The organism is Thermobifida halotolerans, assembly GCF_003574835.2.
Lineage (GTDB): Bacteria > Actinomycetota > Actinomycetes > Streptosporangiales > Streptosporangiaceae > Thermobifida > Thermobifida halotolerans.
The window spans coordinates 4,532,945-4,558,769 of sequence record NZ_CP063196.1 but is presented as its reverse complement, the minus strand read 5'-3'; the positions used below and the strand labels follow the sequence as shown (position 1 = coordinate 4,558,769).

At 68.1% G+C, this 25,825-nt stretch carries 22 protein-coding genes; 5 read left to right on the top strand and 17 right to left on the bottom strand.

Annotation, left to right across the window (positions count from 1 at the left end; all coding sequences use genetic code 11):
• Positions 1–19: 19 nt before the first annotated feature.
• Positions 20–205: a hypothetical protein gene (locus NI17_RS20400; RefSeq protein ID WP_147417017.1), complete on the bottom strand. Its 186-nt coding sequence runs from the start codon at positions 203–205 to the stop codon at positions 20–22.
• Positions 206–448: 243 nt separating this feature from the next.
• Here NI17_RS20400 and serS point away from each other — a divergent pair, with 243 nt between their 5' ends.
• On the top strand, positions 449–1,717 hold the full coding sequence (gene serS, locus NI17_RS20395; protein ID WP_068693134.1) for a serine--tRNA ligase: 1,269 nt from the start codon (positions 449–451) through the stop codon (positions 1,715–1,717).
• 295 nt (positions 1,718–2,012) lie between these two features.
• Here the strand turns inward: serS and NI17_RS20390 are convergent, their stop codons facing one another.
• Genes NI17_RS20390 through NI17_RS20370 form a run of 5 tightly spaced genes read right to left on the bottom strand, consistent with a single transcriptional unit; the run spans position 2,013 to position 6,630 of the window.
• Positions 2,013–3,803, bottom strand: a complete 1,791-nt coding sequence (locus NI17_RS20390) for a PP2C family protein-serine/threonine phosphatase (RefSeq protein WP_068693133.1) — start codon at positions 3,801–3,803, stop codon at positions 2,013–2,015.
• Positions 3,804–3,814: 11 nt separating this feature from the next.
• The gene (locus tag NI17_RS20385) at positions 3,815–4,861 is read right to left on the bottom strand and encodes an ATP-binding SpoIIE family protein phosphatase (protein WP_068693132.1); all 1,047 of its coding nucleotides are present in this window, start codon (positions 4,859–4,861) and stop codon (positions 3,815–3,817) included.
• Positions 4,858–5,301: an anti-sigma regulatory factor gene (locus tag NI17_RS20380; protein WP_068693131.1), complete on the bottom strand. Its 444-nt coding sequence runs from the start codon at positions 5,299–5,301 to the stop codon at positions 4,858–4,860. The genes NI17_RS20385 and NI17_RS20380 overlap by 4 nt, the downstream gene beginning before the upstream one ends.
• Positions 5,298–5,726 (bottom strand): STAS domain-containing protein, encoded by a 429-nt coding sequence (locus tag NI17_RS20375; protein WP_084012784.1) that lies wholly within the window; start codon positions 5,724–5,726, stop codon positions 5,298–5,300. Before NI17_RS20375 ends, NI17_RS20380 begins: the two co-directional genes overlap by 4 nt.
• Before the next feature lie 16 nt (positions 5,727–5,742).
• Positions 5,743–6,630 (bottom strand): STAS domain-containing protein, encoded by an 888-nt coding sequence (locus NI17_RS20370; RefSeq protein ID WP_068693130.1) that lies wholly within the window; start codon positions 6,628–6,630, stop codon positions 5,743–5,745.
• Positions 6,631–7,076: 446 nt separating this feature from the next.
• Between NI17_RS20370 and NI17_RS20365 the strand changes: the two genes are divergently transcribed.
• A complete protein-coding gene (locus NI17_RS20365; RefSeq protein WP_068693129.1) occupies positions 7,077–7,388 on the top strand; it encodes a type II toxin-antitoxin system VapB family antitoxin in 312 nt (103 codons plus the stop codon).
• Here NI17_RS20365 and NI17_RS20360 read toward each other — a convergent pair.
• Positions 7,355–8,272 (bottom strand): LysR family transcriptional regulator, encoded by a 918-nt coding sequence (locus tag NI17_RS20360; protein WP_068693128.1) that lies wholly within the window; start codon positions 8,270–8,272, stop codon positions 7,355–7,357. The two genes, NI17_RS20365 and NI17_RS20360, sit on opposite strands and share 34 nt — an antisense overlap.
• A gap of 83 nt (positions 8,273–8,355) precedes the next feature.
• Between NI17_RS20360 and NI17_RS20355 the strand changes: the two genes are divergently transcribed.
• Positions 8,356–9,423, top strand: a complete 1,068-nt coding sequence (locus tag NI17_RS20355; RefSeq protein WP_068693127.1) for an aminotransferase class V-fold PLP-dependent enzyme — start codon at positions 8,356–8,358, stop codon at positions 9,421–9,423.
• A 170-nt stretch (positions 9,424–9,593) separates the two neighbouring features.
• On the opposite strand, the gene NI17_RS20350 is transcribed toward NI17_RS20355, so the two are convergent.
• The 7 genes from NI17_RS20350 to NI17_RS20320 all read right to left on the bottom strand — a co-directional run bounded on the left by NI17_RS20350 (position 9,594) and on the right by NI17_RS20320 (position 16,513).
• Complete coding sequence (locus NI17_RS20350) at positions 9,594–10,577, bottom strand: hypothetical protein (protein WP_068693126.1); 984 nt, start codon at positions 10,575–10,577, stop codon at positions 9,594–9,596.
• 224 nt (positions 10,578–10,801) lie between these two features.
• Positions 10,802–11,287 (bottom strand): DoxX family protein, encoded by a 486-nt coding sequence (locus NI17_RS20345; RefSeq protein WP_147417016.1) that lies wholly within the window; start codon positions 11,285–11,287, stop codon positions 10,802–10,804.
• A gap of 171 nt (positions 11,288–11,458) precedes the next feature.
• Complete coding sequence (locus NI17_RS20340) at positions 11,459–13,309, bottom strand: PQQ-binding-like beta-propeller repeat protein (protein ID WP_068693124.1); 1,851 nt, start codon at positions 13,307–13,309, stop codon at positions 11,459–11,461.
• Between the two features lie 147 nt (positions 13,310–13,456).
• The gene (locus NI17_RS20335) at positions 13,457–15,454 is read right to left on the bottom strand and encodes a serine/threonine protein kinase (RefSeq protein WP_068693123.1); all 1,998 of its coding nucleotides are present in this window, start codon (positions 15,452–15,454) and stop codon (positions 13,457–13,459) included.
• Positions 15,455–15,467: 13 nt separating this feature from the next.
• Positions 15,468–15,833 carry a hypothetical protein gene (locus tag NI17_RS20330; protein ID WP_068693122.1) on the bottom strand — a complete coding sequence of 122 codons (366 nt, stop codon included), beginning with the start codon at positions 15,831–15,833 and terminating at the stop codon, positions 15,468–15,470.
• A gap of 34 nt (positions 15,834–15,867) precedes the next feature.
• Positions 15,868–16,161: a WXG100 family type VII secretion target gene (locus NI17_RS20325; protein WP_068693121.1), complete on the bottom strand. Its 294-nt coding sequence runs from the start codon at positions 16,159–16,161 to the stop codon at positions 15,868–15,870.
• Positions 16,162–16,174: 13 nt separating this feature from the next.
• Positions 16,175–16,513 (bottom strand): hypothetical protein, encoded by a 339-nt coding sequence (locus NI17_RS20320; RefSeq protein WP_068693120.1) that lies wholly within the window; start codon positions 16,511–16,513, stop codon positions 16,175–16,177.
• A 286-nt stretch (positions 16,514–16,799) separates the two neighbouring features.
• Here NI17_RS20320 and NI17_RS20315 point away from each other — a divergent pair, with 286 nt between their 5' ends.
• Both NI17_RS20315 and NI17_RS20310 read left to right on the top strand, forming a co-directional pair.
• Complete coding sequence (locus tag NI17_RS20315; protein WP_084012783.1) at positions 16,800–17,153, top strand: hypothetical protein; 354 nt, start codon at positions 16,800–16,802, stop codon at positions 17,151–17,153.
• 44 nt (positions 17,154–17,197) lie between these two features.
• Positions 17,198–19,759 (top strand): TPR repeat domain-containing protein, encoded by a 2,562-nt coding sequence (locus NI17_RS20310; RefSeq protein ID WP_068693119.1) that lies wholly within the window; start codon positions 17,198–17,200, stop codon positions 19,757–19,759.
• A gap of 386 nt (positions 19,760–20,145) precedes the next feature.
• Here NI17_RS20310 and NI17_RS20305 read toward each other — a convergent pair whose 3' ends face one another.
• The 3 genes from NI17_RS20305 to NI17_RS20290 all read right to left on the bottom strand — a co-directional run bounded on the left by NI17_RS20305 (position 20,146) and on the right by NI17_RS20290 (position 25,749).
• Positions 20,146–21,978 carry a PQQ-binding-like beta-propeller repeat protein gene (locus tag NI17_RS20305; protein WP_147417024.1) on the bottom strand — a complete coding sequence of 611 codons (1,833 nt, stop codon included), beginning with the start codon at positions 21,976–21,978 and terminating at the stop codon, positions 20,146–20,148.
• 456 nt (positions 21,979–22,434) lie between these two features.
• On the bottom strand, positions 22,435–23,574 hold the full coding sequence (locus tag NI17_RS24485; protein ID WP_170163104.1) for an outer membrane protein assembly factor BamB family protein: 1,140 nt from the start codon (positions 23,572–23,574) through the stop codon (positions 22,435–22,437).
• A gap of 672 nt (positions 23,575–24,246) precedes the next feature.
• A complete protein-coding gene (locus tag NI17_RS20290; RefSeq protein ID WP_119268213.1) occupies positions 24,247–25,749 on the bottom strand; it encodes an outer membrane protein assembly factor BamB family protein in 1,503 nt (500 codons plus the stop codon).
• Positions 25,750–25,825 lie beyond the last annotated feature (76 nt).

The following is a 25,825-nucleotide window of genomic DNA, read 5'->3' as shown; positions in this document are numbered from 1 at the left end:
GCCGGTGATCCGACGGCGGTCAGGCCACCAGCATCGAATCGTCGTCGAACATCCAGTCCTCGGAGGCCACCCGGTACAGTTCGTGCCGCAGTGCCAACTCCAGGGCGGTGTCCTCGGGGGCCACCTCGTCGAGCCGGTCCAGCGCCGCGCAGATCTCGGCGGCGGTCATCGAGCCGACCGGCTTCATCCCCCAGTTCTGTGTCATGTGTTTCTTCCCCCTTTCCGCTTCGACGCCGACACGGGCGCGAAGCAAAGGCCGGTGTCCCCGGCCGAAGCGAGACCCGTTCCATGAGGAGTCCCGCTGTTCCCCCCTGCCGCAGATCCTCCGTTTCATGCGTCGTGTCCCCGTAACACGTTCATCAACTTCTTGGATGAACCTGGTGCTCGTATCGTTCCAGAAAGGTACGACACTGTGTCCTGAAGCCGTGATACCGGTACCCTGCTCAACGTGATCGACCTTCGAGCTCTACGGGACGACCCTGAACGCCTGCGCGCGTCGCAGCGAGCCCGCGGCGAGGACGAGTCCGTCGTCGACCGGCTGCTGGACCTGGACTCGCGGCACCGCGCCGCCCTGACGCGCTTCGAGTCGCTGCGCGCCGAGCAGAAGAGCGTCGGCAAGTCCGTCTCCCGCGCGTCGGCGGACGAGCGCGAGGCGCTGCTGGCCCAGGCCAAGAGCCTGGCAGCCGACGTCAAGGCGGCCGAGACCGAGGCCGAGGCGCTCTCCGGCGACCTCACCGCGCTGCTGCGTTCCGTGCCGAACCTGGTGGAGCCAGAGACCCCCGCGGGCGGTGTCGACGACTTCCAGGTGGTCGAGGAGATCGGCGCTCCGCGCGAGTTCGACTTCGCCCCGCGCGACCACCTGGAACTGGGTGAACTGCTCGGTGCCATCGACACCGACCGCGGCGCCAAGGTGTCGGGGGCGCGGTTCTACTTCCTCACCGGTGTCGGCACGATGCTGGAACTGGGACTGCTCAACCTGGCCATGCAGCGGGCGGTCGCCAACGGCTTCACCCCGATGATCCCGCCGGTGCTGGTCAAGCCCGAGACGATGGAGGGCACCGGTTTCCTCGGCGAGCACTCCGCCGAGGTCTACCACCTGCCCGCGGACGACCTGTACCTGGTGGGCACCTCCGAGGTTCCCCTGGCCGGGTACCACGCGGGTGAGATCCTGCCCGCCGACGCGCTGCCCACCCGCTACGTGGGCTGGTCCCCGTGCTTCCGCCGCGAGGCCGGCTCCTACGGCAAGGACACGCGCGGCATCATCCGGGTGCACCAGTTCAACAAGGTCGAGATGTTCGTCTACGCCCACCCCGACCAGGCGCACGAGGAGCACCTGCGGCTGCTGGCGTGGGAACGTGAGATGCTCGACCTGCTGGAGGTGCCCTACCGGGTGGTGGACATCGCAGCGGGCGACCTGGGCACGAGCGCGGCACGCAAGTACGACTGCGAGGCGTGGGTGCCCAGCCAGGGCCGCTACCGCGAACTCACGTCCACCTCGAACTGCACGGACTTCCAGGCCCGCCGCCTGAACATCCGCTACCGCGACGCCGACGGAAAGCCGCGCTTCGCCGCCACGCTCAACGGAACGCTCGCCACCACGCGCTGGATCGTCGCGCTCCTGGAGAACCACCAGCGCGAGGACGGCTCCGTGGCGGTCCCCGAGGCGCTGCGCCCGTTCGTCGGCCGCGACGTGCTGGAGCCGGTCGACAAGAAGTGAGCCGGAGCCGGGGCCTCCACGACGGGACCCCGGCGTCCGCCCCTGTCCAGGTCCGGGCCGCCAGTGCGGTCACCCGTACGTGCCGCCACGCCACGTGCGTCTGGTTCTCCGGTTTCGTCAGCGCGCCGCGCGGGGTGCGGGCATGGTCGGCGCCGCCGGTCGCCCCGGGGCCGCGGGTGCGCGACTGCTCCCGGCCGACCCGCACCATGGGAGGGCCGGGGCGTGTCGGCCGTTCCGTTCCCGGACGGGTGGCCGCGGCACGGTCGCGCGGACACCACCCCCGGTTGACGTCCCGCTACGCGGCCAACTCGCCGAACGCCCGGTCCGTGTCGTGGTCCCACTCCACCGAGGTGTCGGCGTGGCACAGCAGCAGGCACACGTCGTCCTCACCCGGATAGTCGTGCAGCATCTCGTCGAGGATCGCGTCGGCCGCGGTCTCCGGGTCGCGCGCCACGAGCGGTCCCAGTCGGGCCAGGATGCCGGACAACTGCTCGATTCCCGGGTCCACTCCGCTGGCGCGGCGCTCCACGAGCCCGTCGGTGTAGAGCAGCAGGGTCGCGCCGGGGGCCAGGGTGAGTTCGTGGTCGGTGACGACCTGGTCGATGGGCATGCCGAGCATGGCGTTCGGTTTCGGCTCCAGCACGTGCACGTGGCCGTCGGGGTCGCGCAGCAGCGGCGGCAGGTGTCCGGCGCTGGCCCAGTGCACCGTGGGGTCGCCGGGGCGGACCTGGGCGGTGATCGCGCTGGCGAACAGGTTCGGCTCCAGGTGGCGCAGGAAGTCGTGCAGGCGGGTGAGCAGCCCTCCGGGGCGGTGCCCCTCGATCGCGTAGGCACGCAGCGCGTTGCGCAACTGCCCCATCATGACGGCGGCCTGGATGCCGTGCCCGGTGACGTCGCCGATGACTCCTATCAGGCTGCCGTCGGGCTGCGGGAAGACGTCGTACCAGTCGCCGCCGACGTTGAGGCCGCTGGTGGCGGGCAGGTAGCGGGCCGCCAGCCGCAGGTGCTTCCGGGTGGGAAGGTCGGTGAGCATGGCCCGTTGCAGGGTCTCGGCGATGTCGCGTTCCCGCTCGTAGCGCAGCGCGTTGTCGGCGGCGATGGCCGCACGGCGGGCCACCTCGGTCAGCATGACCACGTCGTCGTCGCGGAGCCGGGTGACGGCGGCCAGGAGCAGCACCCCCACGATGGCGCCGCGGGCGATCATCGGAATCGCCAGCAGCGGCTCGGACTTCCGGTCCTCCACCTCGTTCTCGGGCGGCATGTCGTCGACGGTGTCCAGCCCGCTGGGGCGTGCGGCGACGTGCTGCACCCTCCTGGTGCGCACGGCCGCGAGCGCCGCCCTCCGGGCTTCGGCCTCGGGAACCGCGTCGCGGTCGCCGATGACCCGGTCCAGGCGCTTGCGGGAGTCCAGCAGCCACACCTGGGCGGCTCGGGCGTGGCCGGGCACCAGCAGTTCGGTGAGGCGGCGCAGCACCTCCTCGTGGTTGAGCGAGTCGGTCAGGGCGGCGCTGGCACTGGACAGGAAGGTCAGTCTGTTGCGGGCGGTCTCGGCGGCGGTGCGGGCCGCCTGCTCGGCCTCCAGCAGGCGGCGCTGCGTCTCGTTGGCGGCATCGAGTTCGGCGTGCAGGGCCAGCACTCCCCGGTTGGTCTCCTCCAGCTCGTCGCGGTGCCACTCCACCCGCTCCCGCTCCTCGCGGAGCAACTCCACCACGGCGGCGATGTCCTCGTCGGCGTCCAGCAGCGCCTCGGCGACCAGTGCCCGCTTCCCGCTCCCCTCGACGGGACGGGGCTGCGCATCCGGTCGCAGGTCCGCGGTGACCTCCCAGACGGTTTCCGTCTCGCCGGCGCCGTGCGGGCGGACCGTGGCACGCAGTCGCGGCACGGGGCCGGGGACCACCTCGACGCCCAGCCGCCATGTTCCCGCCTTGCGCAGCGCCTCGCTCAGGTGACCGGACAGCTTCGCCACGAAGGCCAGGCGTTCGACCCGGTCCAGTCCGACCGCGGTCGCCGCCTGACCGGCCCGGGCGCGGGCCAGAGCGGCGTCCTCGACGGTGTTGAACGTCTGCGAGACCGAAACGTTGTCCATGTTCGTTCCTGTCAGGAGGGGTCCGCGGTCACCGCGACGACGGTGGTGTCGTCGCGGGTCAGGCTGGCCGGACTGCCCGCGTCACGCAGCAGTACCGCGGCGATCGTGGCCGGGTCTCGTCGGGCCAGATCTCCGTCGCCACGGTACTCCCAGCGGCTGGGCAACCCGTCGCTGTGGATGACCAGCAGGCTGTCGGCGTCCCAGGGGTGGTGCTCGACCTGGATGCGGGACGGCCGGTGCACACCGACGATGCCTGGCCGGGACAGCAGGTGGTGCCACCGGTCCCCGGTCCGGAGCCGGGCCGTGACGTTGCCGATCCCCGCGTGGTGGAGCCGACCGGCGCGCGTGTCGATGCGGACGACGGCCGCCGCCGCGCCCCGGGTCCGGCGCAGCGCGGCGTCCAACTCCCGTAGCAGCAGGTCCGGTGGCAGGTCGGGGTTCTCGTGGAACCGGCGGACCGCCGCGTCGCTGGCCTCTGCCGCATCGGGTCCGTGGCCCAGACCGTCGACGACCACCACGTTGAGGACGTCCCGGGAGGCCCAGCAGGTCCAGGCGTCGCCCGACAGCCCGACACCCGCCATCGGCAGGTGCAGTCCCCCCACCCGGGCGGGCGTGCCCGCGCACGCTGCATGTCTCGGCCGGTCGTGGGAGGTGCGGAAGAGCTGGGCCAGAGCCACGGTTCCCCGACCCGGCACGCTGTGGATGTCGAACACGTCCGCGGTGCGCTGGCAGGTTCCCAGTCCGGCGCCGAGGGAGGAGGCGCCGGAGACTCCGTCCCGCACGGCGGCGGCGAGATCACTGATGCCGGGGCCGTGGTCGACAGCCAGGATCTGCACCTCGCTGGGGCGGGCGCCCGCCGCGTGCGGCAGCGTCTCGATGAGCACCTGCCCGCCGCCCCCGTGCCTGAGGAGGTTGGTGGTCATCTCGGTGGCCACCAGGGCCGCCGACGCGCCGCGCAGAATGCCGAACCCCGCCCGCCTGGCGGCCTCCTCGGCCGCCGAGCGCACATCCCTGATCCGTGTCGGGTCGTACACGGGGATGTCCCAGACGTTGGTCATCTCCGCACTACCGGGGAGTCCACTGGCGTCGACGCCCACGCCACGATCGTGACGGTCGTCCCCCGCTGCGGAGCGGTGTCGATGGTGAACTCGTGCACCAGGCGACGCGCACCGCCCAGTCCCATACCCAGACCGTTGCCCGTGGTGTAGCCGTCGGTGAGGGCCTGTTCGACATCGGCGAGCCCCGGTCCGGAGTCGATGAAGCTCAGCCGCAGACCGTGTCTGCCGGTCTGTGTCACCTCGGTCATCTCCATCTCCCCACCCCCGCCGTGGACGAGAGTGTTACGCGCCAGTTCGCTGGCGGCGGTCACCAGCTTGGTCTGCTGCACCAGCCCGAACCCGAGTTCCTGTGCCTTGGCCCTCACGCGCTGCCGGACCAGGGACAGGTCGGCGTCGGAAAGGATCGGCAACCGTGCCGCCGTACCCCCGGCCGCGCTCATGAAACATCCCGTGTTCCGCTACCGCCGTCGATCTCCTCCGGTGGCGCCGTTGACGTGCGCGGTGTCTGGAAGGGCACCCACAGGCCGAGCAGTGCCGCGGCGTCCGCGACCGTGCGTGCCGTGCGCAGCTCCGGCAGGGTCAGGCCGAGTTCCACCAGGGTGATGGCGACGGCCGGGCGCATACCCACCACCACCGTGTCCGCGCCGAGCAGCCGGGAGCAGGCGGCGATCTCGGCCAGGACACGGCCGAGGAAGGAGTCGACCATGTCGACGGCGGAGATGTCGATGATCACCCCGCGAGCACCGTGCTGCTCGATCGCCATGGTGACGTCGTTCTGCAGGCTCAATGCCATCGCGTCGTGCAGCTCGCCCTGGATGCTGACGAGTAGGACGTCTCCGAGAGGGATGACCGGGATCTGGGACACCGACGTCCGTCCTTCCTTAGGGCTGCTCGAGATTGGAGGACCGCACCTGGAGACCGACACGGTGCAGGGCCAGCGCCAGCGCGTCGGCCAGGGTGGCACGGGTGATCACGGACTCCAGGTCGATGCCGAGTTGGACGATGGCCTGCGCGATCGCCGGACGGATGCCGGAGATGATGCACTCGGCGCCCATCAGCCGTGCCGAAGCGACTGTTTTCATCAGATGCTGGGCCACCTGGGTGTCGACCGTGGCCACACCGGTGATGTCGAGCAGCGCCACCTTGGCCTGTTGGGCGACGATCGCTTCCAGCAGGTTCTCCATCACCACCTGGCTGCGTGCGCTGTCGAGCGTACCGATGAGCGGCAGGGCCACCACGCCGTCCCACAGTTTGATCACCGGGGTGGCCACCTCCAGCAGTTGCTGGCGTTGCCGCAGGATGATCTCCTGGCCCTCGTGGAGCATGGTCTCCATCGTCACCAGGCGCAGGGTCGCCAGCAGTTCGGTGACGTAGGCGGTGGCCGCGTACCGCCGTTCCGGTGGCTCCTGTGCGGTGTCGGCCTCCAGGAGTTCCAGGACCACGTCCCTCAGGTCGGCCACCTCGCCGATGACCTGGCTCACCGACTGTCCGGCGCGGGAGCGTGCCGCGGCCATCCGTCCGATCTGGGCTCGCACCGGATCGAAACCCGGGGCTTCGATGTCGTTGGCGCGTCCTGAGGCGGCCACCGCCGTGAGCGCGTCCACCACGGCGCGCGCGGCCTCCACCGCCTCGTCCCGGCTGACCGTGAACACGGTGCGAAACAGCGGCAGTTCCGCCCACCGCTGCGCTGCCTGTTCGCGGCGCCGCCGCAGTAGGTCGGTCACCCGCTGAGCGTGGGACCACTGCGCCGCCGAGTCCGGCTCCGACATTCGCACGCCTCCTCAATGTGTTGCGTTCGTGGGTTCGCGGTGTCGGGTTTCGTCAGGCATGTGACGGAGTGGGGAAAGTCGCCGCGTACCAAATGTTAACGATGGTAACCGTGCAAAACTCCGAAACAGTCGAGATTCCGGCCCCGGTGGGGTCCGACGCCCGGAAATCCGCCCTCTTCCTGGCTGTCCGGAGGGGGACCGCGACAGCCGCATGCCTGTTGTGCCCGTTTCACGGCCGTCAATCCCCCGGGGGCGGAGGTATATGCCACATCGGGAGCCCTTCGGAGGCGTGACCACGCTGTTCTCCGGTTTCCTCGGGTCTTCCGGACCGCCCGGAGAAGAAATTCACCGCCCCCTGTCGGCGTACCGGAAACTCTCTGCGCCCCACGGGTGTCCGGTTCCGGTTCTTCTCTCACCGACTGTCCGTTCCCGCTTACCATTGGTGCATGGTCTTCAAGCGGGTCGGCAACGGCCGTCCTTATCCTGATCACGGCCTCTCCGCGAGTGCGTGGACGCGTATCTCGCCGAGTCAGGTCCGACTGGATGAGCTGGTGACCACCAAGGCCACCCTGGATCTGGAGCATCTGCTCGCCAAGGACTCCACCTTCTTCGGGGACCTGTTCCCCCACGTGGTGCGCTGGAGGGGCGAACTCTACCTGGAGGACGGTCTGCACCGGGCGCTGCGCGCCGCCCTGCAGCAGCGCGACGTGGTGGCCGCCCGCGTCTACGATCCCTCCTGGTTTCCCGAGCTGAGTTGACCCACGGTGGCGGCCAGCTCGTCCACGAGCGCGGCGACCGCGGGCGGTACCGTTCCCGCGGCGATCACCGCGAACAGGCGCCGCCAGCCCAGCTCCGGGGAGTCGACCACCGCGACGTTCTCCCCCCGGTGCAGTGACAGGGCGAGTTGCGGCAGCACCCCGACCGCCATTCCCAGGGAGACCAGGCGCTGCACGGCCAGGTGGTCGTCGGTGGCGTAGGCGACCCTCGGCTCGAACCCCGCCCGACCGCAGACGTGGACCAGGTGCGACCGGCAGCGCTCACAGCCCGCCACCCAGGTCTCGCCGCGCAGGGCCGCCAGTTCGAGCGGGTTCTCGGCGGCGAGCGGATGGTCTCCGGGGAGCAGCAGCCGCACCCGTTCCCGGGAGAGCACGACCTCCCGCGTCCCGGTGTCCACGTCGGGGGGTGTCTCGTCGTAGGCGAAGGCGACCGCCACGTCCACCTCGCCCGTACGCAGCAGGGCGAGCGACTCGGGCGGCTCCGCCTCGACGAGGGTGACCGCGACCCCTGGGGCGCGGTTCCGCAGCGCGGCCAGGGCCTGCGGCACGATTCCGGCCGTGGCCGTGGGGAAGGCGGCCAGGCGCACCCGGCCCGACCGCAGTCCCGCGATGGCGGCGACCTCCTCCTCGGCGGTCGCCAACCGGGCCAGTACGGCGTCGGCGTGGCCGACCAGGATCCGACCGGCCTCGGTGAGCCGCACGCCACGCCCGTGCCGCACCACCAGCGGCGTGCCCGCCTCCGCTTCGAGGCGGGCGATGTGGTGGGAGACGGCGGGCTGGGTGTAGGAGAGGGAGCGCGCGGCGGCGGTCATCGACCCCAGGCGGGCGACCTCACACAGCACCCGCAGTCGGTTCAGGTCCAGCACATCCCCAAGGTATCAACATCGCTTATGGGTCATGCCGAAGATGTCTTCTTGTGCTTTTACCTTCGCTCACCGAAGATCCTGATATGGATACCGCGACGCTGCTTCCCGCTTCGGTCCGTGACCAGTTCACCCGCGATGTCGTCTACCTGAACACCGCGTCCTGCGGCCTGCCGCCCCGCGCCGCACACGAGGCGACGCTGGCCGTCGAACGCGACCGCGCCGCGGGGCGACTGTCCCTGCCCGTCTTCGACGAGGCGGTGGAGCGGTCGCGCGCCGCCTTCGCCCGACTCGTGGGAGTCCCCCGGTCGCGGGTGGCGGCCGGCTCGCAGGCCTCCCAGTTCGTCGGCCTGGTCGCGGCGTCGCTGCCCCCAGGGGCGACCGTCGTGGTGGCCGAGGAGGACTTCACCTCGGTGACCTATCCCTTCGTGGCCGCCGCCGAGCGCGGCGTCAAGGTGCGGCCGGTGCCGGTGCGGCGGATCGTCGACGCGGTGGACTCGGCGGTGGACCTCGTCGCGGTCTCGGCCGCGCAGTCCGCCGACGGGTACGTCGTCGACGTCGGGGGACTGCTGGCCGCCGCCTCCGCGCACGGGGCGCGGGTGCTGCTGGACACCACCCAGTCGTCCGGGTGGCTGCCGATCCCCGCGGACCGGGTGGACTACCTGGTGTGCAGCGCCTACAAGTGGCTGCTGGGGCCGCGGGGCGCGTGCTTCCTCGCCGGGACCGAGGAGGCGCTGGCCGACCTGACCCCGATTGCCGCCAACTGGTTCGCGGCCGAAACCGTGCCGGAGTCGTTCTACGGTACGAGGATGCGCCTGGCCCCCGACGCGCGCCGGTTCAACGTCTCCCCGGTCTGGGCGTCCTGGGTGGGGTTGGCCCCGGCCCTGGAGATGCTCGCCGACCTCGGCGAGGCGGCGATCGGCGCGCACAACGTCGCGCTGGCCAACCGGTTCTGCGCCGGGTTGGGACTTCCTCCGACGGACTCCGCGATCGTGAGCCTGGAGGTCGCCGCGGACGCCGCCGACGCACTGGCCGCGCAGGACGTCATCGCCACCATGCGCGCGGGCCGCCTGCGCTGCGCCTTCCACCTGTCCACCGACGCCGCCGACGTGGACCGCGCGGTCGGGGTGGTCGGCGGGTATCTGCGCGGTTGACGCCTCCCGGGCGCTTGCGGCCACGGCGGACTGTCCTGGGCCGAGGCGCGTCCCCCGGTCGAACGGACCCCGGGCGCTCTCACCGGAGCGGAGATGCGGATCTGGGAACCCCGGTGAGCCCCCGTCCCGGATGCGCGGTCGAGACGGTCGGCGGGCGGCCGGTGCGGTGGTCAGGCGAGCCCGGTGACCGTCACGGCGGCGTTGTCGACGGCGAGGATCGCTCCGGGAGCCGACCGCAACTCGTGGGACGGCCCGATGCCGGGAATCCGTGTCGCCGCTCCCTGGATCTCCGGAGCCACTTCCGTCAGGAACTCGGCACCGCCGGAGAAGTCGAGATCCTGAGGCACCGCACCGGGTTGGAGGATCTCTCCGGTCGCGGCGTCCAGAAAGATGGAACCATAGTAGGGCTTGCCTTCCCAGCCGTCGTGGCGGAGCACGAGTTCGACGGTCCTTCCGTCGGAGGAGACGCCGGCCCACACGGTGACCCCGGCCAGGCGGTACTGCCAGGTCTCCTCGCCCGTGGCGGTGTCCAGCGCGATCACACCGTCCCCGGTCTCCACGACCGCGCCCGCGGCCGTGGAGAGCACGAGTATGTTCAGGTCCCGGACCGTGGAGTGCTCCGGTGACCCCATGTCTTCCGGCGCCTCCCAGGTCCAGGCGATTCCGCTGACCGTCTCGGGAACCGGTTGGGGGGCGACCGCCTCGACTGTCGTGTGCCGCACCGCGCGCTCCGCGCCCGACCACCACGCGGCGGCGGCCACCAGCACCGCTACGGCCACACCGCTCACCATGCCCAGCAGGCCGCCCCTCGGACGCGGTTCCCAGCGGCTGTCCCGCCGCCTCGTCAGGACCGTCCCGACCACCACGGACGCCAGGCCGGCCCAGGTCGCGGCCGCCGACGGACCGTGGTAGTAGTCCGGCTTGAGCAGCACGGGAGAGGTCGCGAGCGCCGCCGCTCCCGCGCCGATCCCGAACCACCTGACCGCTCGGGCCCCCACGAGGCCGCGGTGGTCCTCCCCTCGCCGGAACGCCACGGCCACCCGCACCCACCACACGAGCACGGCCACCACAACCACAAGAAACGGCAGGAAGGCGAAGAGGGCCACGAACGGGTCGCGGACCACGAGGATCGAGTAGGCCGCGACCACCGCCACCAGTGATCCGGCTCCCAGCAGACCAACCCCCGACCAGGGGAGACAACCACGCCGGGACCGCCCCCACTCGAAGACTCGCACAGGCGTGGAGTGACCGTCAGAACCCACGGGTTTCCTCTCTTCCGTTCACTTGGACTCACCGCTGTCAGCAGAACCGGTGGCCAACTCCACTCGCTTCCGGAGGGGCGGGGCCGGCATCGTCGGGGCGGGGAGCAGACACGTGATCAGTGGTCGACGGTTGTGTAGTGCTCCGCCAGGAGCATGCCGGGCCACACCGCCAACAGCCCGACCAGGGCCAGTGCCACGGCCGCTCCGACAGCCGGCCCTCCCAGCGAGAGGACCGGCGGGCGCAGGGTGCGGTACGGCCACAGCCGCTCGACCAGCACCGCCCCGACCACCGCGAGCACCAGACCAGCCCAGGCCGCGAACGCGAGTGGGGCGTAGAAGGAACCCGGCCGCAGCAGGACCAGAACACCCAGCAGTGCCAGCACTCCCGCACCGTTCCGGAACCGCCTGGCCGAAGCGGCGGCACGGTGCCCGTCCTTCGAGGCGAACACCACGGTCAGCTTCACCAGCCCGCCGACCACGAGGAACAGGACGGTCAACAGGGCCACGATGGAGAGCCACCATGGCGAGACGATGAGGACGAACAGCAAAGCCCCCACTGTCCCGTACGTGAGGAGCGCGTAGGGGAGCCCGAAGACAGTCACCGGGGTTCCTGGTGTACAGCATTCCCAGACCGGCCCAGGCGACGAGGTTCCGCAGTCCGTTCCCCGAGACGGAAGGCGCCTGCCCGCCTAGGCGGGCAGCGGGCGGAGGACCAGGTGTCCCGTGCATCGTCACTCCTCGTCTCGCGGTGGGGTTCGACGGTTCGGGGATGCTCATCGGAGACCGACCACCTCCCGGCTTTCGTTGGCGTAGGCGAGGACCGCCCCGGGGACGGACCGCAGCCTGGTCCAACTCCGCCCCGTGTCGGGCAGTGCGATGGTGCGTACGTCGCCGTCCCACTCGGCGACGTACGCCTCGAGGCGGGACTGTCCGTCGGGTGTCTGGTAACCCCAGACCGCCACCCCGGCCCCGGCCAGGGACAGCCAGTCGACCTCGGCTGTGGACAGCGGTTCGGCTCCGAGGGTGTCGAAGCCGAGCCGGGTGGGTATCTCGACACCGGCCACGGCGTCGCCGTCCAGGGTGCGCTTCTCCAGGCGCAGCGTCTGCTCCACTTCGCCGGGGCACAGCACGGCGACCGTCTCCGCGGTGTAGTGGGCGAGCCCTCCGCATCCGGTGGCGTGGTCGGCTCCGTCGGCCAGTACCTCGCCTGTGGCGCTGTCCAGTACCAGGTGACCGCTGTCCCCGTCCCACGCCACGACGACCACCGGACTGTTCGGTCGCTCGCCGTTGCCGCGGCCCGCACCGCGGGGGTGGCCGAAGGGCGCGTGGTGCCCGGCGACCACGAGCCACCGGTATCCCCGCTGCCCCGGCACCGGCTGTTCGTGGACCCAGCGGTGCTCCCCACTGTCCGCGTCGAACGCGGTGATCCGCGCGGTCTCCCCTCCGTTCTCGGAACAGAGCTGCGGGAGCAGCACCGTGTCGGGCAGGGTCCGCAGCCACCAGATCGTTCTTCCCGACGGAATCCGGCAGTCGGGGTCGGTGTCCGCCGTCCAGCGCATCTCGCCGGTGCGCAGGTCCAAGGCTCCGAGAGAACGGAGCTCCTCGGTGCCGGGCCAGGTGATCAGGGCATCCGCGGTCAGCCCTCCGACGTACAGGTCGGGCCACGACTCGGCGTCGGTCCACGACGCCCCCAGCGGCGGCGACTCCGGCGGTACCAGACCGTCACCGAGCACCCGTCCGGTGGCGGCGTCCAGCGCGAGCAGGGCCTCCCGGCGGTTCCCATCACCGAGGAGGCGGTAGTCGGTGATCCGGAAGGTGAGCACAACGGTCTTTCCGTCGGGGGTGACGTTGGCCGCCACGCCGGTGCCGGGCCTGCGGTAGTGCCACCTCTCCTCACCCGTGGCGGTGTCCAGTCCGATCACGCCGTCGTCGAGGACCGCGACCGCGCCGCTCGCCGTGGGCAGCACGTTCCACAACTCGACGCCCCGGGGAGGTTCCCAGGTCCAGGCGACCTCGTGCACCGTCGACGGCACCGGCCCGGGATCGACGGCAGCGGCCGTGGTGTGCCACACCGAACGCCCCACGGCCCACACCCACGACGCCGAGGCCACCACCAGCACCGCGAGCACACCGCTGACAAAGCCGAGGAGTGGACGGCGACCCCGAGGGCGGGCGCCGCGGGTGGGGAAGACGGCGGCCAGGACCGCTCCGACCACCACGGACACCAACCCCACCCAACGCAGCACCAGTTCCGGACGCCCCACGTTCGTGCCGAGGACGGATGGGAGGAGCGTGAAGGACTCCAGGAGCGCCAGGCTCCCGGCGGCGCCCCCGATGCCCAGGACGACCAGGCGTTCACCACGCCCGGTGACCGGGGCGTGCTGCTTGTCGGACAGCCGGAGCAGCACCACCAGAAACCCGCAGAAGCCGACCACCAGCCAGAACAGGAAGCGCAGCGGCAGTGGCGAGGCGGGATCGGCGGAGGTGGACCGCAGGTGGTCGCTGAGGGGCAGTGCCAGCAGTCCCGCACCCAGCAGTCCCCAACCGAACCGGGCGACGAAGTGCGGGGCGGAGTATCCCGGCTTTCCCGATGGGCGGGACGCTGCGGTTTCCTCAGCGGACATGGTGGACGTTCCGTTCTGTGCTTCGGCCTCATCCCCCCTTGGGGCCCACCATACCTAACACTGTTAGGTTAAAGAAGACGCATGCCTCAGAGCCGGTCTTCTTCGCTTCCATGGCAGGGAGGCGCCGGGCTCGGCGCCCTGGAAGGACTACTCCGCCGCGTCGGAGGACGGACTCCCCTCCGCCTCGGGGCTCTCCTCCGCGGCGGACTCCTCCGCTTCCTCCTGCTGTTCGAGCAGGTCCTCAGCGCGCGTCGTGCAGATCACACCGGAGTGGACGATCTGCTCCTCGCTCTCCCCGGCCACCGCCGCGACGGTGAAGCAGTACTCCAGCGCGGGGTCGAGACCGGAGACGATCGCGGTCTCCGCTCCCGGCTCGGCTTCCAGCACGGAGGCGCGGGCCAGCCCCTCCGGCCCGCCGAACACGTGGTGGGGGACGTCGCCCTCGGTGTTGTCGACCCAGAACAGTTGGACGCTGCTGCCGTTGTCGTACATCCAGATGCCGGTGGGTTCGACCGGCACCAGGGGCGGTTCGCTGGGCGACGGTGAGGGGGGCGGGCTCGGCGACGGCTGCGCTGACGGACTCGGCTCCGCCGCTGCTGTCGGGACCAGGTCGCCACTCCACCACGGGCCGGGAGACAGCAGGGACAGCATGCCCGACGTGCCGGAGAAGAACACGATGGACAACACCACCGCCGCGACGTACAGCGGGCGACGCTCGCTCTCCACCGAACCGGCGGGAGAAAGCACCGAATCGTCGTGCCGATCGTCGTCGGTGTCGTCGTCACCGTCACGCGGCAGCGCCGCCGTCTCGGCGGTCCCGGACCACCCCTCCAACCGCGTCCACGCCCATTCGTGCAGGCCACCGTCGAGAATGCGGTCCGGTTCACGGTCCCGCTCCGCGATCGCCGGAACCGGTGGTTCGGGTGCGTGCTGCTCCGGCCGGACCGGGGCCGCATCGGGTGCGGAATCGCTCTGGCGGCCTGCGTGCCCGCCTCGCCGCGGCGGAGCGCTGTCGACCGGGGCGGCGGGCGGCCCGGTGGGCGCGGCGGGGGTCGACGGCTGGACGGCCTCGGGTTGTGCTTCCGATGGGCGGACCGGCTGCGTCGGAGGCTCCGGCGCGGACCTGCGCGGCGCGTTCGGCCCGGTGGGCGCGGACAGAACGGAGGGCGGGGTCGGCGCGGACCAGTCTGGAGCACTCGCGAGGTCGGCTTCACCACGGTTGAGCGGCAGACCGCGTCCGCTCAGCCGAGGCGAAACTCTGCCTGTCGTCTGGGGCTCGGGCTGCTCCGGCAACGGTTCCGGGGGTCGCGGCGGAGCAGCCGGTCGAGCAGGCGCCGAGACACGGGCCTCCTCCAGTGCGGCGGCGAACTCCGCCGGGGTCGCGTACCGGTCCGCCGGGCCCTTGGCCAGCGCGCGGAGCAGCACCTCCTGCACCCGTTCGGGCACGTCCGGGCGGGGCACCGGATGGGCCGGCATCGACAGGGCCCGGTCCCGGTAGCCCTCCGGGCCGGGGGCGCCCTCCCGAACCGCGAACGGCGCCCGCCCGGCGAGCAGGAACCACAGGACGGAGGCGAGTCGGTAGACGTCGGAGGCCACGGACTGCGGTTCGCCGCGCAGCGCCTCGGGCGGAGCGTGCAGCGTGGTCTCCGACCGGAGGTCGCCGGGGACCGGCGGCGCGCCGACCGGACCGACCGACCCGAAGTCGATGAGCACCGCACCCGATCCGGCGCGCAGGATGTTGCCGGGAGTGACGTCGTTGTGCAGCATCCCCCGCGTGTGCACGGCGGTCAGCCCGACCGCGACCGCGCGCCCCACCGCGGCCGACTCCCGGACGGAGAGCGGACCACCGCGGGAGGTGATCGCCGCATAGGAGCCGTCCGGGTAGTAGGCCGTCGCGAGGAACGGCTCTCCCGTGGCCGTGCGGCCGAGGTCGAGCAGGGCCACGGTGCCGGGCTGGCCCGCCACCATGCGCGTGGCGGCGATCTCGCGCTCCGTCCGGTCGTCGGCGCGCATCACCTTGAGCACGGCGTGCGCGCCGGTGCTGGACCGCACCGCCCGGTACAGCAGCGCGGTCCGCCCCCGGTACAACTCCTCCAGGCTGTGGAAGCCCGCCACCCAGTCGGTGCCGTGCTGGTGACCGCTCACCCGTGTTCCCCTCTCACTGCGTCGCCGAAGGGGAGGACGCCGACGGTTCCGCCGGACTGGTCGAGGTGCTCGGCTGTCCGTACTGCTGGAAGCGCTCCTCGTTGATGGCCTGCTGCTTTTCGAAGGCTCCGGCGACCACGATGCCGCCCGACACGACCGCGACGAGGATGGCACCCGCGATCACGGCGGGCCAGACCCGCTGGCGGCGGCGCCAGTAGCGGCTGGACCCGTACAGCAACGCGGCCCGCAACTGCTGGCGGCGCAGCGCGTCGGCCTGGAGAACGTACCGTTCGGCGTTGGGGGTGGCGTGGAACGCCTCGGGAACCGCAGGGCCAGGGGAGCCTTTGGCGGGTGTGTCGGTTCTGGGGGTGTCGGGCATCGCGGGGGACCGGTGGGGCGGGCCGGTACGGCTCCTAGAACAGTCCGTTCAGGTAGTTGGAGAGTTTGGAGTAATTGTTGGCGGCGCCGTCGGTGGCGTCGATGAGCTTGGCGAAGGCGTCGTTCACCGCACTGAAATGGGTATTGTACTCCTCGGCCTTGGCCTGGAATTCGGGGCTGCCCGAGCCCTCCCACTTGCCGACGGTGTCCTTGGCCTGGGAGTCGATCTGCTCCATGATGCCCTGGAAACGGCCCAGATACCCCTGCTGGGTGGCCGCCATGTCCTGGAGCCCGCCGACGTTTCCGTAGACCTCGTACTGGTTGCCCATTGCTGTCCTCCGCTCAGAGGTTGATCGGACGCGCGAGGCCGCCCAGCCCGCTTCCGGCACTGGAGAAGTCCTCGCCGGCGGTGTTGTCGGTCTGGGTCACCTGGGTCTGGGCCTCACCCAGTTTGATGCCGTTGTTGTTGCACCAGGAGATCAGCTCGTCGAAACGCTGGTTCAGTTCGGAGCGCGCCTTGCGGAACTCCGCCAGCGCGCCTCCCTGCAACGACTCGCCGTCGTTCTCCATGTCGGCGATCAGGTTGTTCAACTGGGAGCGCAGCCCTTCGGCCTCGATCCCGAGCTGCTCACCACCCGACCCGAGGGCATCGGCCTGGGTCAGACCGACATAAGCGTTCATGGTCGTCCCTTTCGGACAGAGATCTGTGACAAGAAATTCTGCGAGAAGTGCGCAAGGAGCCTCGAACGCGGGCCAGGCGGACACACCTCCGCGATTCTGGCTCTTCGTGACGCTAGTGACACAGGGACGACCGGTCAATCCGGTGGCCACATGTGGCAACACCCTTCACAAGGGACTTTTCGGAAACTTTCTGGTATTACTCTGCGACTTCGGACCGTGGCCGATTCCTGTGGTCGGATTTCTCGGCACGTCGTCCGCACCGAACCAGGCGAACGGGAGCACAGACGTGGGCAACGAGGCTGGAGCCAATCCCCAGGAGGCCGCTTCCAAGGGGGAGGCGGCCGAGGAGATGGCCAACGCGATGGCCGGACTGGCCGACACCTTCGAGGACCTGATCACCGAGGTCCGCGACGCGGCCAGCATCTACGTCCACAACGGCTACTCCCGTTTCCGCGACGACCACTACGACAGCATCAAGAAGGTCCAGGACCACGGCATGACCCTGGCCAACAACATCCAGGCGGGTGCGGGCGAGGCCGCCCTGACCGACCTGGACGCCTCCGGCGGCTACCAGGGCGCCTGGCCCTCGCTCTCCCGGGACATCAACGGATCGGCGGGCACGCCGTACCGCCCGTACTGACCGCTCTTTCGCCGAAGCACCGAAGCAAGGACACCGAGTAGGCCATGGGAATCGATCTCTCCTTCGACCCTGCGGACATCGACGCCAACGGCGGAACCGTGCGGGGGTGGGCGAGTTCGCTGGACATGTTCTGCGCCCGCATCCTCGGCCGTTCCGAAGATCTGGGCGCGCAGTTCGACGACAGCGCCATGGAGTTCACCGAACTCGTCCAGTGGGACATCGAGGGCGCCTCTGACGAGGATCTCCAGGCCTGGCGCGACGCGTCCGGGGCGGTGCGCTACTGCGCCGCGGTCACCGACCACTGGGCCGACAACATCGACGACTTCAAGCGGGAACGCAACCGGCTCATCGGCCTGTGGGAGGACGACAAGAAGGACGCCGAGGACCGGATCGCGGCCCTTGGAGACGCCAACCTGTTCTCCTCCCTCTTCTGCGATGACAAGGACAACATCATCGCCGAACTCGAGGGGAAACTCGAGGAGTACAACGCCCAGGCCAAGACCAACTGGGACACGTTGATGGACAACGCCGACGACCGGAAACAGGAACTCATCGACGGTCCCACCCCGGCGAACATCCGCAGCCTGATCGACGCCGGATACGTCAACTGGTCGATGTTCAACATCGATCCGGTCCAGTACGCCCCGGAGATCAGTCCGAGCGAGGCGGACGAGTGGGGGGAGAAGCTGTCCGAAGCCTGGAAGACCGGTCAGCGGGGCGAAGAGTACGACGACATGATGATGATGTTGAACATGCTCTCAATGAAGATCATTGAGGCCGGAAACCGGGGAACGGGAGCAGACAGGCAGGACCAGGAGACACTGAAATCGATCTACGACGCCATCGGCACCCATTCCAATGGACTCCTCAACGTTCCTTACTACCTTGACGAGATCGAAAAAAGCAAAGAAGAACAAGAGGAGATCCTGGGAACACTGGCAAACGGAATACTGGTCCTCTCGCGGGAGGACCTCGAAGGCGGGTACGAGAACCTCCCCGAAGACATCCGTGACGCACTGAACTCCGAGCACTGGTACAGCGGAGGAGACGTCTCACAGGGATGGGGAGCCGACATCGAACCGATGGCGGCCATCCTGGAGCACTCCGACGAAGACCTCATGGGTGGAAAGGACTTCTCGGCTCTCCTGACCTCCATCGTCGGAGCCGGAGCGTCTCCGGAGTTCCTCCACCCCGAAGGAGAGGCGTTCTTCAACGACAACGCCGGCATTCTCCTCGACATCTCGACTCGCAACAACGAGGCCAACCACGCGATCCTGACCGACAGCTTCTACCACCCGGAGTACCGGAACGACAGCGAAGACAACAAATCTGATTACAAGATCGACTCCTCAGAGATTATGGAGGGGCTCTTCACTTACGACTGGCCGGATGAGGCGGAGGCCGAAGGGCTCTCTGTACATAACCTCATCAATTGGATCAGCGAGTACGGGGGGAGCTCTGACGAGAGCCAGCGGACCATGGCCGGTGAGGCAGCAGCAGGTCTGATACGGATAACAACATCGAATGATATGTTCGAAAAACTGACCGACACTGTTCACTCGGTTCCACACGATGAGGGAGATGATTCGTACACAAATCAGAAGGTTTCTTTTGGTCAGGTCAATCCGTCGCTCTCGGCCAGCCTCTACGGAGTGTTCTATACTTACCTCGAAGAATTTGCTTCGGAAGACGGAAATAACTTTCCTCTGAATGAGGATGGGGAGACCCTCAGAACTTGGTCGCTCTGGGATTCAGAGGAAGAGGAGCTTCAGGTCGATCCACTGAGTCGCGTACGGTTCCTCCAGTATATTGCCGCAAACGAGGAGTACACAGGTCTCTTGCAGTCTGCGGCCTACACCTACAACAACGACCAACTCACAGAGTACTTGTACACCTCCAGCGGCGAGCGGCCGACAGCTGGCACCGCCGGAATCCTTCAAGGGCTTGTGGACGCAGCCATATACAACGAGAGCATGGACCGTCTCGGAGACTCCGACGAAGCAAGGCAGAACACCTACAAGACAAGGAAGCTCGGCGTCGACATCGGCGCAGGAATCATCTCATCCCTCCCCCCTGGAAGGGAGCTTTCATTCGCTAGTGAAATCCTTTTCAACTCAGGAAAGGTGGGGGCTTCAGAATATCTCAAGATGGCCCTCGATGATTCGATAAAACCCGAAGCAGAGGGCTACGGAGGAGTTTCTCTCGACCATCTTGAAAACAGGGAGATAGTCGAGAACCACGTGAGACTAAAAACCCTGGAGCACATGGTTGCGAACGGAACTGTCTCGACAAGTGAAGTCCCCCAGGGGATCCTGGCGGAGACAGAGAGCGGAGATGTCCGCATCGCCACCGAGAGAGAGATACAAGAGTCTTTTTCAGACCGAGAAAGAGCGGAAATAATCGGCCAGGTCCAAAACCTTATCAAGAGGGAGGAACAGTGGACGGGCGGAGCCTTCTCCACTGGATCGTCTTTCGCGGACGACTATCTCGACGAACACAATCTTTACTATGAGAAAATTGTCAATAACCTGCAGGCAGAGAATTCTGACGAATACGACAACATGAGGGTGGGAGGACCGGCGGACCGCCCCAGGAAAAATCCGTAACCCGGTCAGTCTTCACACCAGCAGGCCACTGTCAGTCGGCCGGGGTCTGCGCTCCGTCAGGGGAGCACCGTATTCGGCAGAGGACGCGCCGGTCTTCGGACGAACGACAGCCAGCCTGCCAGAAAAGCGTTGCGTGGTAAAGTCCGTCCCGGACGGTGACCACTGCATATTCCTCCCGCGATGACGGGAGCGGAAGTCAGGGAATTTCCACCGCAACAGAGCATCTGGTTGAGTGGTTGCCATGAGCAGCAATCCGTCAACCAGGGACTTCCTGGTTTTCAGAGCCCCCGGGAAACCGGTACGAGGTTTCCCCAGGTATCGCGTCAGGATGAAAACTCTCCGCAAAGTGTCAGGGCTCTAAAAAAGGCCTTCCGGGTGGGGAAGACTCAGGAGAGGCCCAGTATCACTCCTCCCTCAGGTTCTTCCTCTTCTTGCTCGCTGCTCCTCGTGTACACGACCAAGCTTCCCGGAGCCGGGCGAATTCCGAAGGGGCCTGTTACACCTCTCTCCTCCAGCCAACTGTGCAGGTCAACCGAGCTCGCCTCTTCCTCCTCGGACCACGGTGTGATGTGGACCGCCCCTCCTTCGGCGCTCAACCATGCCACCGCGCCGGGAAGGAACGCGATCTCCGCTTCTCCTCCGGCCGCTGGTCCGGGAAGTGCGAGGCTCCTCTGGGTATCCCCGTCCAAGGACCTCATCTCCACACCGGAGGACGCACCCTCGCCCCCGACGACAAGTGAATCCCCGCTCGCGTGGAGGATCGGGTTGCCGGAATCGCCGGACGCGTGTCCCAGCTCGTCGACGAGCACCTCCCCGCTCTGCGGATCCAGGATCTTTCCGGACGTCTCCCAGGAGTTTCTGGTCGTGTTCTCAACCACGAGAAGGGATTCCCCGGGGCTCTGGTATCCGGGAAGGCCGACAAGACTCCTCCTGATCCCCGGGAAGAAAACCCTCGGATAGAAGGACCTGGTCTTCCAGGACTGGCGCCACACCTCCTCACCGGTCAGTGCGTCCAGCGCCACCACCCTGGTTTCCGCTTCCGTTAAATCCAGGTGCTCGGTTCTTTCCCTCACACTGTCGGTCTCAAGTCCATCCGCGCACGTAACGGCTTGGAAGAGAAGGTCACCGAGCGCCGATCTGGATTGTTCGACACACTGCGGATCGCTTTCCCGCGCCCAGAGGAGACTGTTGTCCGTCAGGTCGTGAGCCGAGAGACCACCGCGCTCGTCGTCAGAGATGACGCGTACTCTCGAAACCAGGGTCTCCACCCCCTGGACCTGTCGGTAGTCGAGTTCCGGTCCTCCTTGACCGTTGTCTCCGGCTTCCTGGTAGATACCGACTCCTATGTCATAGTTCCCGAGCAGGCGACCGCTCTGCGTATCAAGCACGAACCTGCGGGTCTGGAATCCTCTCTCCTTCTTGAAGTAGGAGAGAACCACGTTCTGCCCGTCCGGGGTGACAGCGAATCGCGCGATCTGCCCAGGCCTTCGGTAACGCCAACGCTCCTCACCCGTGGCGGTGTCCAGTGAGATCACTCCGTCACCGGCATCGACCAGAGCACCGCTGGGCACGGGATGGACGTCGTGGACAGCAACGTCTTCCGGTGCTTCCCAAACCCAGTCGACTCTCTCCGCCGAGGCGGGCACCGCCACGGGGTCCCCGGCGGCTTCGGCGGTGGTGTGCTCCACCTTTTCGTACACCGTTCCCACTGCTCCTCCGGCCGCCGCCACGGCCGTAGCCACGACTCCGGACGCCAGTCCTGTGAGGGACTGCCGCCAAGGCCGGATCTTCTGGGCGCCCGCGACCAAGATCAACAGAAAACCCAGGGTCGCGGCGACCATTCCCATCCAGGTGACCGAGGCGAACAGCGCTTCCGGATCCACAAAACCGAACCGTGTCCACCAGAAACTCTCACTCGGAAACTTCACGAGGCACAGCACGACCGAACTGAGGAACGCAAGAGAGGCCCACCGCCGCACCACTCCCGCCTGAGGGACTGCCTCTCTGCCCTCTCTCTTCCTGGAAAGGGTGTAGGCGCTGATCAGAAGACCGACGACCGCAACACCCAGCACTCCCCAGAGCACGAAGGACCAGACTTCGGGTTCCCTCCTCCTACCAGAGAAGAGACCTGCTGACGCGAGCAGCAGACCGGTTGAGGCCATTCCGGTCCCACACCAGAGGAGGAAGCGGTACCCCGCTCTGTTGTGCTGTTCTGTCATCGCCCTTCTCCAGACTTTTCCGCCCGGCCACAGGGACCGGGCGATGGGAAAGCATCACCTGCCGCACACTGCCTCGCTTCTCCAGCAGAGCGCCGCTCCCCTCGTGGACCTATGGTCGCTTTCGCACCCGAAATCTAGCGCACAGTGACATCGACAGGACAAGCGGACGGAAGAAACTGGACGACGAGTCAGGGTTCCCAGAGCGATTCAGCCGGGGAAATCGGATACCGAGAGGACGGCCAACGCGATGGTCCGGCCAGCAGGCATCCCAAAGCCCCGATAATCGATGCCGACGATACCGCTGGCACCTGTGTCCTGCTGGCTTCCCGTGCCTCCTCGACCACCTCACTGGGGTCTTGCGGTTGGGTGCTGCGGTTGGCGCGGGTCCTTCGCGGATCCCCAGGAGGCAAGGCATTTCTTCTGGAAAGAGGCTTCATTACGACGACACGGGGTACCTCACCTGAGTCCGAAGAGGGCGTTGTCTTCTTCTCCCCCGTCGCTGACAGGTCCTTCGACAATCAGTGCTCCAGGCACCAGGTGCAAATACGTGCGTCCCGGATCCCACACCATGCCCTCCAGGGTGATCCGCCGCTCAGGACGATCGGTGTCCCAGGGGAGAACGAGAAGGTCCTCTGTGTTTCCAGACGGCACGGTGCGTACCAGTGCCTCCTCCAGGAGGAAGATCTCAGGTTCGGTGAGGGTGTCGAACTCGCGTTGCAACTGCGTCCCGTCCAACTCCAGACGGACCTCCGCCGTCGCGGTGCCGTCGAACGACCAACGCCGGTAACTGATCCCTTCCTCCTCCTGCTCCGTCCGCACATAGGAGGAGGAGTCGAAGCCCACCAGTGCGTCATCTCCCACCCCCAGCGTCAGCCCCTCCACGTCGGCGGCCACCACCTCCCCCGTGGCCGGATCCAGCACGTGAACCCCGCTGCGGAGGCTGTCATCCACCACCAGCACACCGTGGTCGGCAGAAACCGCCAGGTCCGCGGGAAGCGCTCTGGTCGAACTGTCGGGCCAGTTCCGCCGCCACAGGACCTGCCCGGTCGCAGCATCCACAGCCACGACTCCGGAAGTCATCGGTTCGCGGTCGTCGACCGTGCTCTCTCCACTCGCGATTCCCTCCGAGCACAACAGCGGCACCACCACCACATCCGGCAGCACCCCCAATCCCGTGACCAGCGGAAGACCGCTGTGCGAAGGCGCGCAGTCCTCTTCCCCGCGGTAGGACCACACAGGCTCGTGGCCGGTCAGCGAATAGGCTCTCAGCACCGGGGCGTCCTCGGACTCCCCGGTGACGATCCGAGAGACTCCGGTCAGACGCCGATACTCCCGAAGCCGGGTGTAGTCCTGGGAGGGAAACCAGACCGGAGCATCAGGGGAAACACGTGTTTCACCGAGCAGTTCTCCGGTGGAACTGTCAACCGCCACCAGGCGGGCTCCCGCCTCCACGGCCTCGGGTTCCTCCACCACCATGACCACCGTCTCCCCGCCGGCCGCGACCTCCGCGCGTATCCCCACTCCCGGATACCGGTAACGCCACCGCTCCTGCCCGCTCTCGGTGTCAAGAGCGACCACCCCGTCCTCAAGCTCCACCAACGCACCGTCAACAGTGGGCCACACCCCCCGCAGCCGCATACCCTCCTCCAGCCTCCAGGTCCAGGCAACCTCCTCCACCGTTGAGGGAACCTGCGGCACACTCCCCATCGGCGCGGCAGTGGTGTGCACCAGACCCGCGGACAAGCGATCCCGCACCACAACCACCACCAGAACCAGAACCGTCACCAGGACCAGTGCTCCCGCACCAAGCCACAGCCAACCTCGTCGAGACACCACGCCCATCTCACTTCTCTCCCGATCTCTCGGGCACCCACCCAGAAAAGGCAAACACACAGGTCAGGCACTTAAGAATCCTGGAAAGCCATTTGGGGACCGACTAACCTCCGGAGTCTGCGACACCAAGATCCGCCACGATCCGGCATCCGTCGGTACCGAGGACACCCGCCACCACAGGCCGGTACCCCGTGGCACGGGGTCGTCTTGGAGGGCACAGGTGGGTGGAGTCGTGTCCGGACTCGGCGCCCCGGGCGCCTCGACCGGCCACCGGCAACCCGTGGCGCCCCACCGCGAAGGCTGGACTGGAATACCCCCGGGCCGATCGGCCAGCCCGCAGCCTCCGTACACCCGACACCTCATGAGAACCCCACCATCACAGACAGGCCCCTTGCCGGAGCAGGGGCGAACAGCCGCCGTACACGGGGGCGCGGGTCACACGAGCCCCACGATGGCTTCCGAGGTGTCAGGAAAGGTGTGGGGAGATCTTTCGCCGACTCCCGTGAGAAGCATCTCCAGGCCGTAGTCGGTCTGGTAGACGACAACCGCTCCTGGAACGGGGACCTGGACGTCGGTCCGACTGGGATTCCAGGGGTCGAGGTGGTCGCCCAAGGGGATGCCCCCCTCCGGGGAACTCCCGTCCCAGGGAAGCATCATGCCCTGGATTCGCACGGCTTCGGGGTCGTCAGCCGTCCTGCATTCTCTGTCGCAGGTGAGGACGGTGATTCCGTCTTCCAGGACCGCCGCTGTTGTCCTGTGGTCGAAGTTGTTCCTGATCGGCCCGTAGAATCCTCGACCCCTCCCAACAGCGTCCTCGGGCAGGACCGCGGTGGCCAGAACGTCACCGTCGAAGGAGAGTTGACCGTACTCGACCGCGGCATCCTCGCCCTGACCTGAGGTGAGTGAGTAGGTCAGCGTCCCCGCCGCCCCGTCAACCTGGAAGACGTCTCTCTTCCCCGCGACCTCCTCCACGGACTCGACCAGCACCTCACCCGTCTCGATGTCGAGGACCCTGCGATCTCCGGACAACGCGTACTCCATATCGTCTGTGAACCGCTCAGCAATGGTGAGAGCGGTTCCGTCAACAGAGGCCCGAAGGTCGGGCGAGGTGTCCCCGGCGTCCCCGGTGTTCTCGTGCCGCCAGACCTCCCGCCCGGTCTCGGCGTCCAAAGCCACCACCAAAGACGCGGTGTCCGGGTCCGTGTTGGGCTCGACCTCGTCGATGTCGTCCACCCCGGGCACACACACCAGCGGAACCACCACCACCTCGGAGTGGAACAACGTGCCCCAACCATCACCGGCAGAGGTGGCCGGGCCGTGGCCGCACTCGGGCGGCGCGGCGAACCGCCACACCTCCTCGTTGCTCTCCAGGGCATAACCCACCAGGTCCGTGCCATCGGGTACCACCCGCACCGACGAAGTGAGCATCCGCACCTCCGGCAGCGCGGCCAACTCTTCCGCCGTACTGCCCCTTTCGCCTCCAGACAGGGAGAACTCGTGTCGGTGTCGAACCTCTCCGGTGGCCGCGTCCAGCACGAGCAACCGGCCCTCAGAACCCGAGGAACCGCCGACACGGAAGGCCACCACGACGCTGCTCCCGTCCGGCGTCACCCCCGAGGCCACCACCCCGTCAGTACGGCGGTACCGCCACAACTCCTCACCGGTCCGCCCGTGCACGGCCACCACCCCGTCGTCCAAGGCCACCACCATCCCGGCCGTCCCCCGATAGACCCGGTAAACCCGGGCATCCTCCGGAGGCCGCCACGTCCACCCCACCTCGCTCACCGAAGCCGGAACAGCCAACTCCTCACCGAGCGGCCCGGCAGTGGTGTGCTCGACATCCCTGCCCAACCACACCACCGCTCCCAGGGCCGTGACCGCCACAGCCGCCACCCCCGCCACCGGCCACACCCACCGCGAACGCCGACCACCAGACATAATCGAAGACTCCTCTCACAGGCGATGACCGGTATCAGTGCTTGAAACGCGGAGCACCGCTCCTGGTGCCGCGGTC

Coding starts and splice junctions, on each gene's coding strand:
- NI17_RS20290 (WP_119268213.1), bottom strand. CDS start 25,749: ATGTCTGGTGGTCGGCGTTCGCGGTGGGTGTGGCCGGTGGCGGGGGTG.
- NI17_RS20325 (WP_068693121.1), bottom strand. CDS start 16,161: ATGGGCAACCAGTACGAGGTCTACGGAAACGTCGGCGGGCTCCAGGAC.
- NI17_RS20340 (WP_068693124.1), bottom strand. CDS start 13,309: ATGTCCGCTGAGGAAACCGCAGCGTCCCGCCCATCGGGAAAGCCGGGA.
- NI17_RS20370 (WP_068693130.1), bottom strand. CDS start 6,630: ATGTCGGAGCCGGACTCGGCGGCGCAGTGGTCCCACGCTCAGCGGGTG.
- NI17_RS20400 (WP_147417017.1), bottom strand. CDS start 205: ATGACACAGAACTGGGGGATGAAGCCGGTCGGCTCGATGACCGCCGCC.
- NI17_RS20365 (WP_068693129.1), top strand. CDS start 7,077: ATGGTCTTCAAGCGGGTCGGCAACGGCCGTCCTTATCCTGATCACGGC.
- NI17_RS20310 (WP_068693119.1), top strand. CDS start 17,198: ATGGGAATCGATCTCTCCTTCGACCCTGCGGACATCGACGCCAACGGC.
- NI17_RS20330 (WP_068693122.1), bottom strand. CDS start 15,833: ATGCCCGACACCCCCAGAACCGACACACCCGCCAAAGGCTCCCCTGGC.
- NI17_RS20305 (WP_147417024.1), bottom strand. CDS start 21,978: ATGACAGAACAGCACAACAGAGCGGGGTACCGCTTCCTCCTCTGGTGT.
- NI17_RS20390 (WP_068693133.1), bottom strand. CDS start 3,803: ATGGACAACGTTTCGGTCTCGCAGACGTTCAACACCGTCGAGGACGCC.
- NI17_RS20320 (WP_068693120.1), bottom strand. CDS start 16,513: ATGAACGCTTATGTCGGTCTGACCCAGGCCGATGCCCTCGGGTCGGGT.
- NI17_RS20380 (WP_068693131.1), bottom strand. CDS start 5,301: ATGAGCGCGGCCGGGGGTACGGCGGCACGGTTGCCGATCCTTTCCGAC.
- NI17_RS20355 (WP_068693127.1), top strand. CDS start 8,356: ATGGATACCGCGACGCTGCTTCCCGCTTCGGTCCGTGACCAGTTCACC.
- NI17_RS20385 (WP_068693132.1), bottom strand. CDS start 4,861: ATGACCAACGTCTGGGACATCCCCGTGTACGACCCGACACGGATCAGG.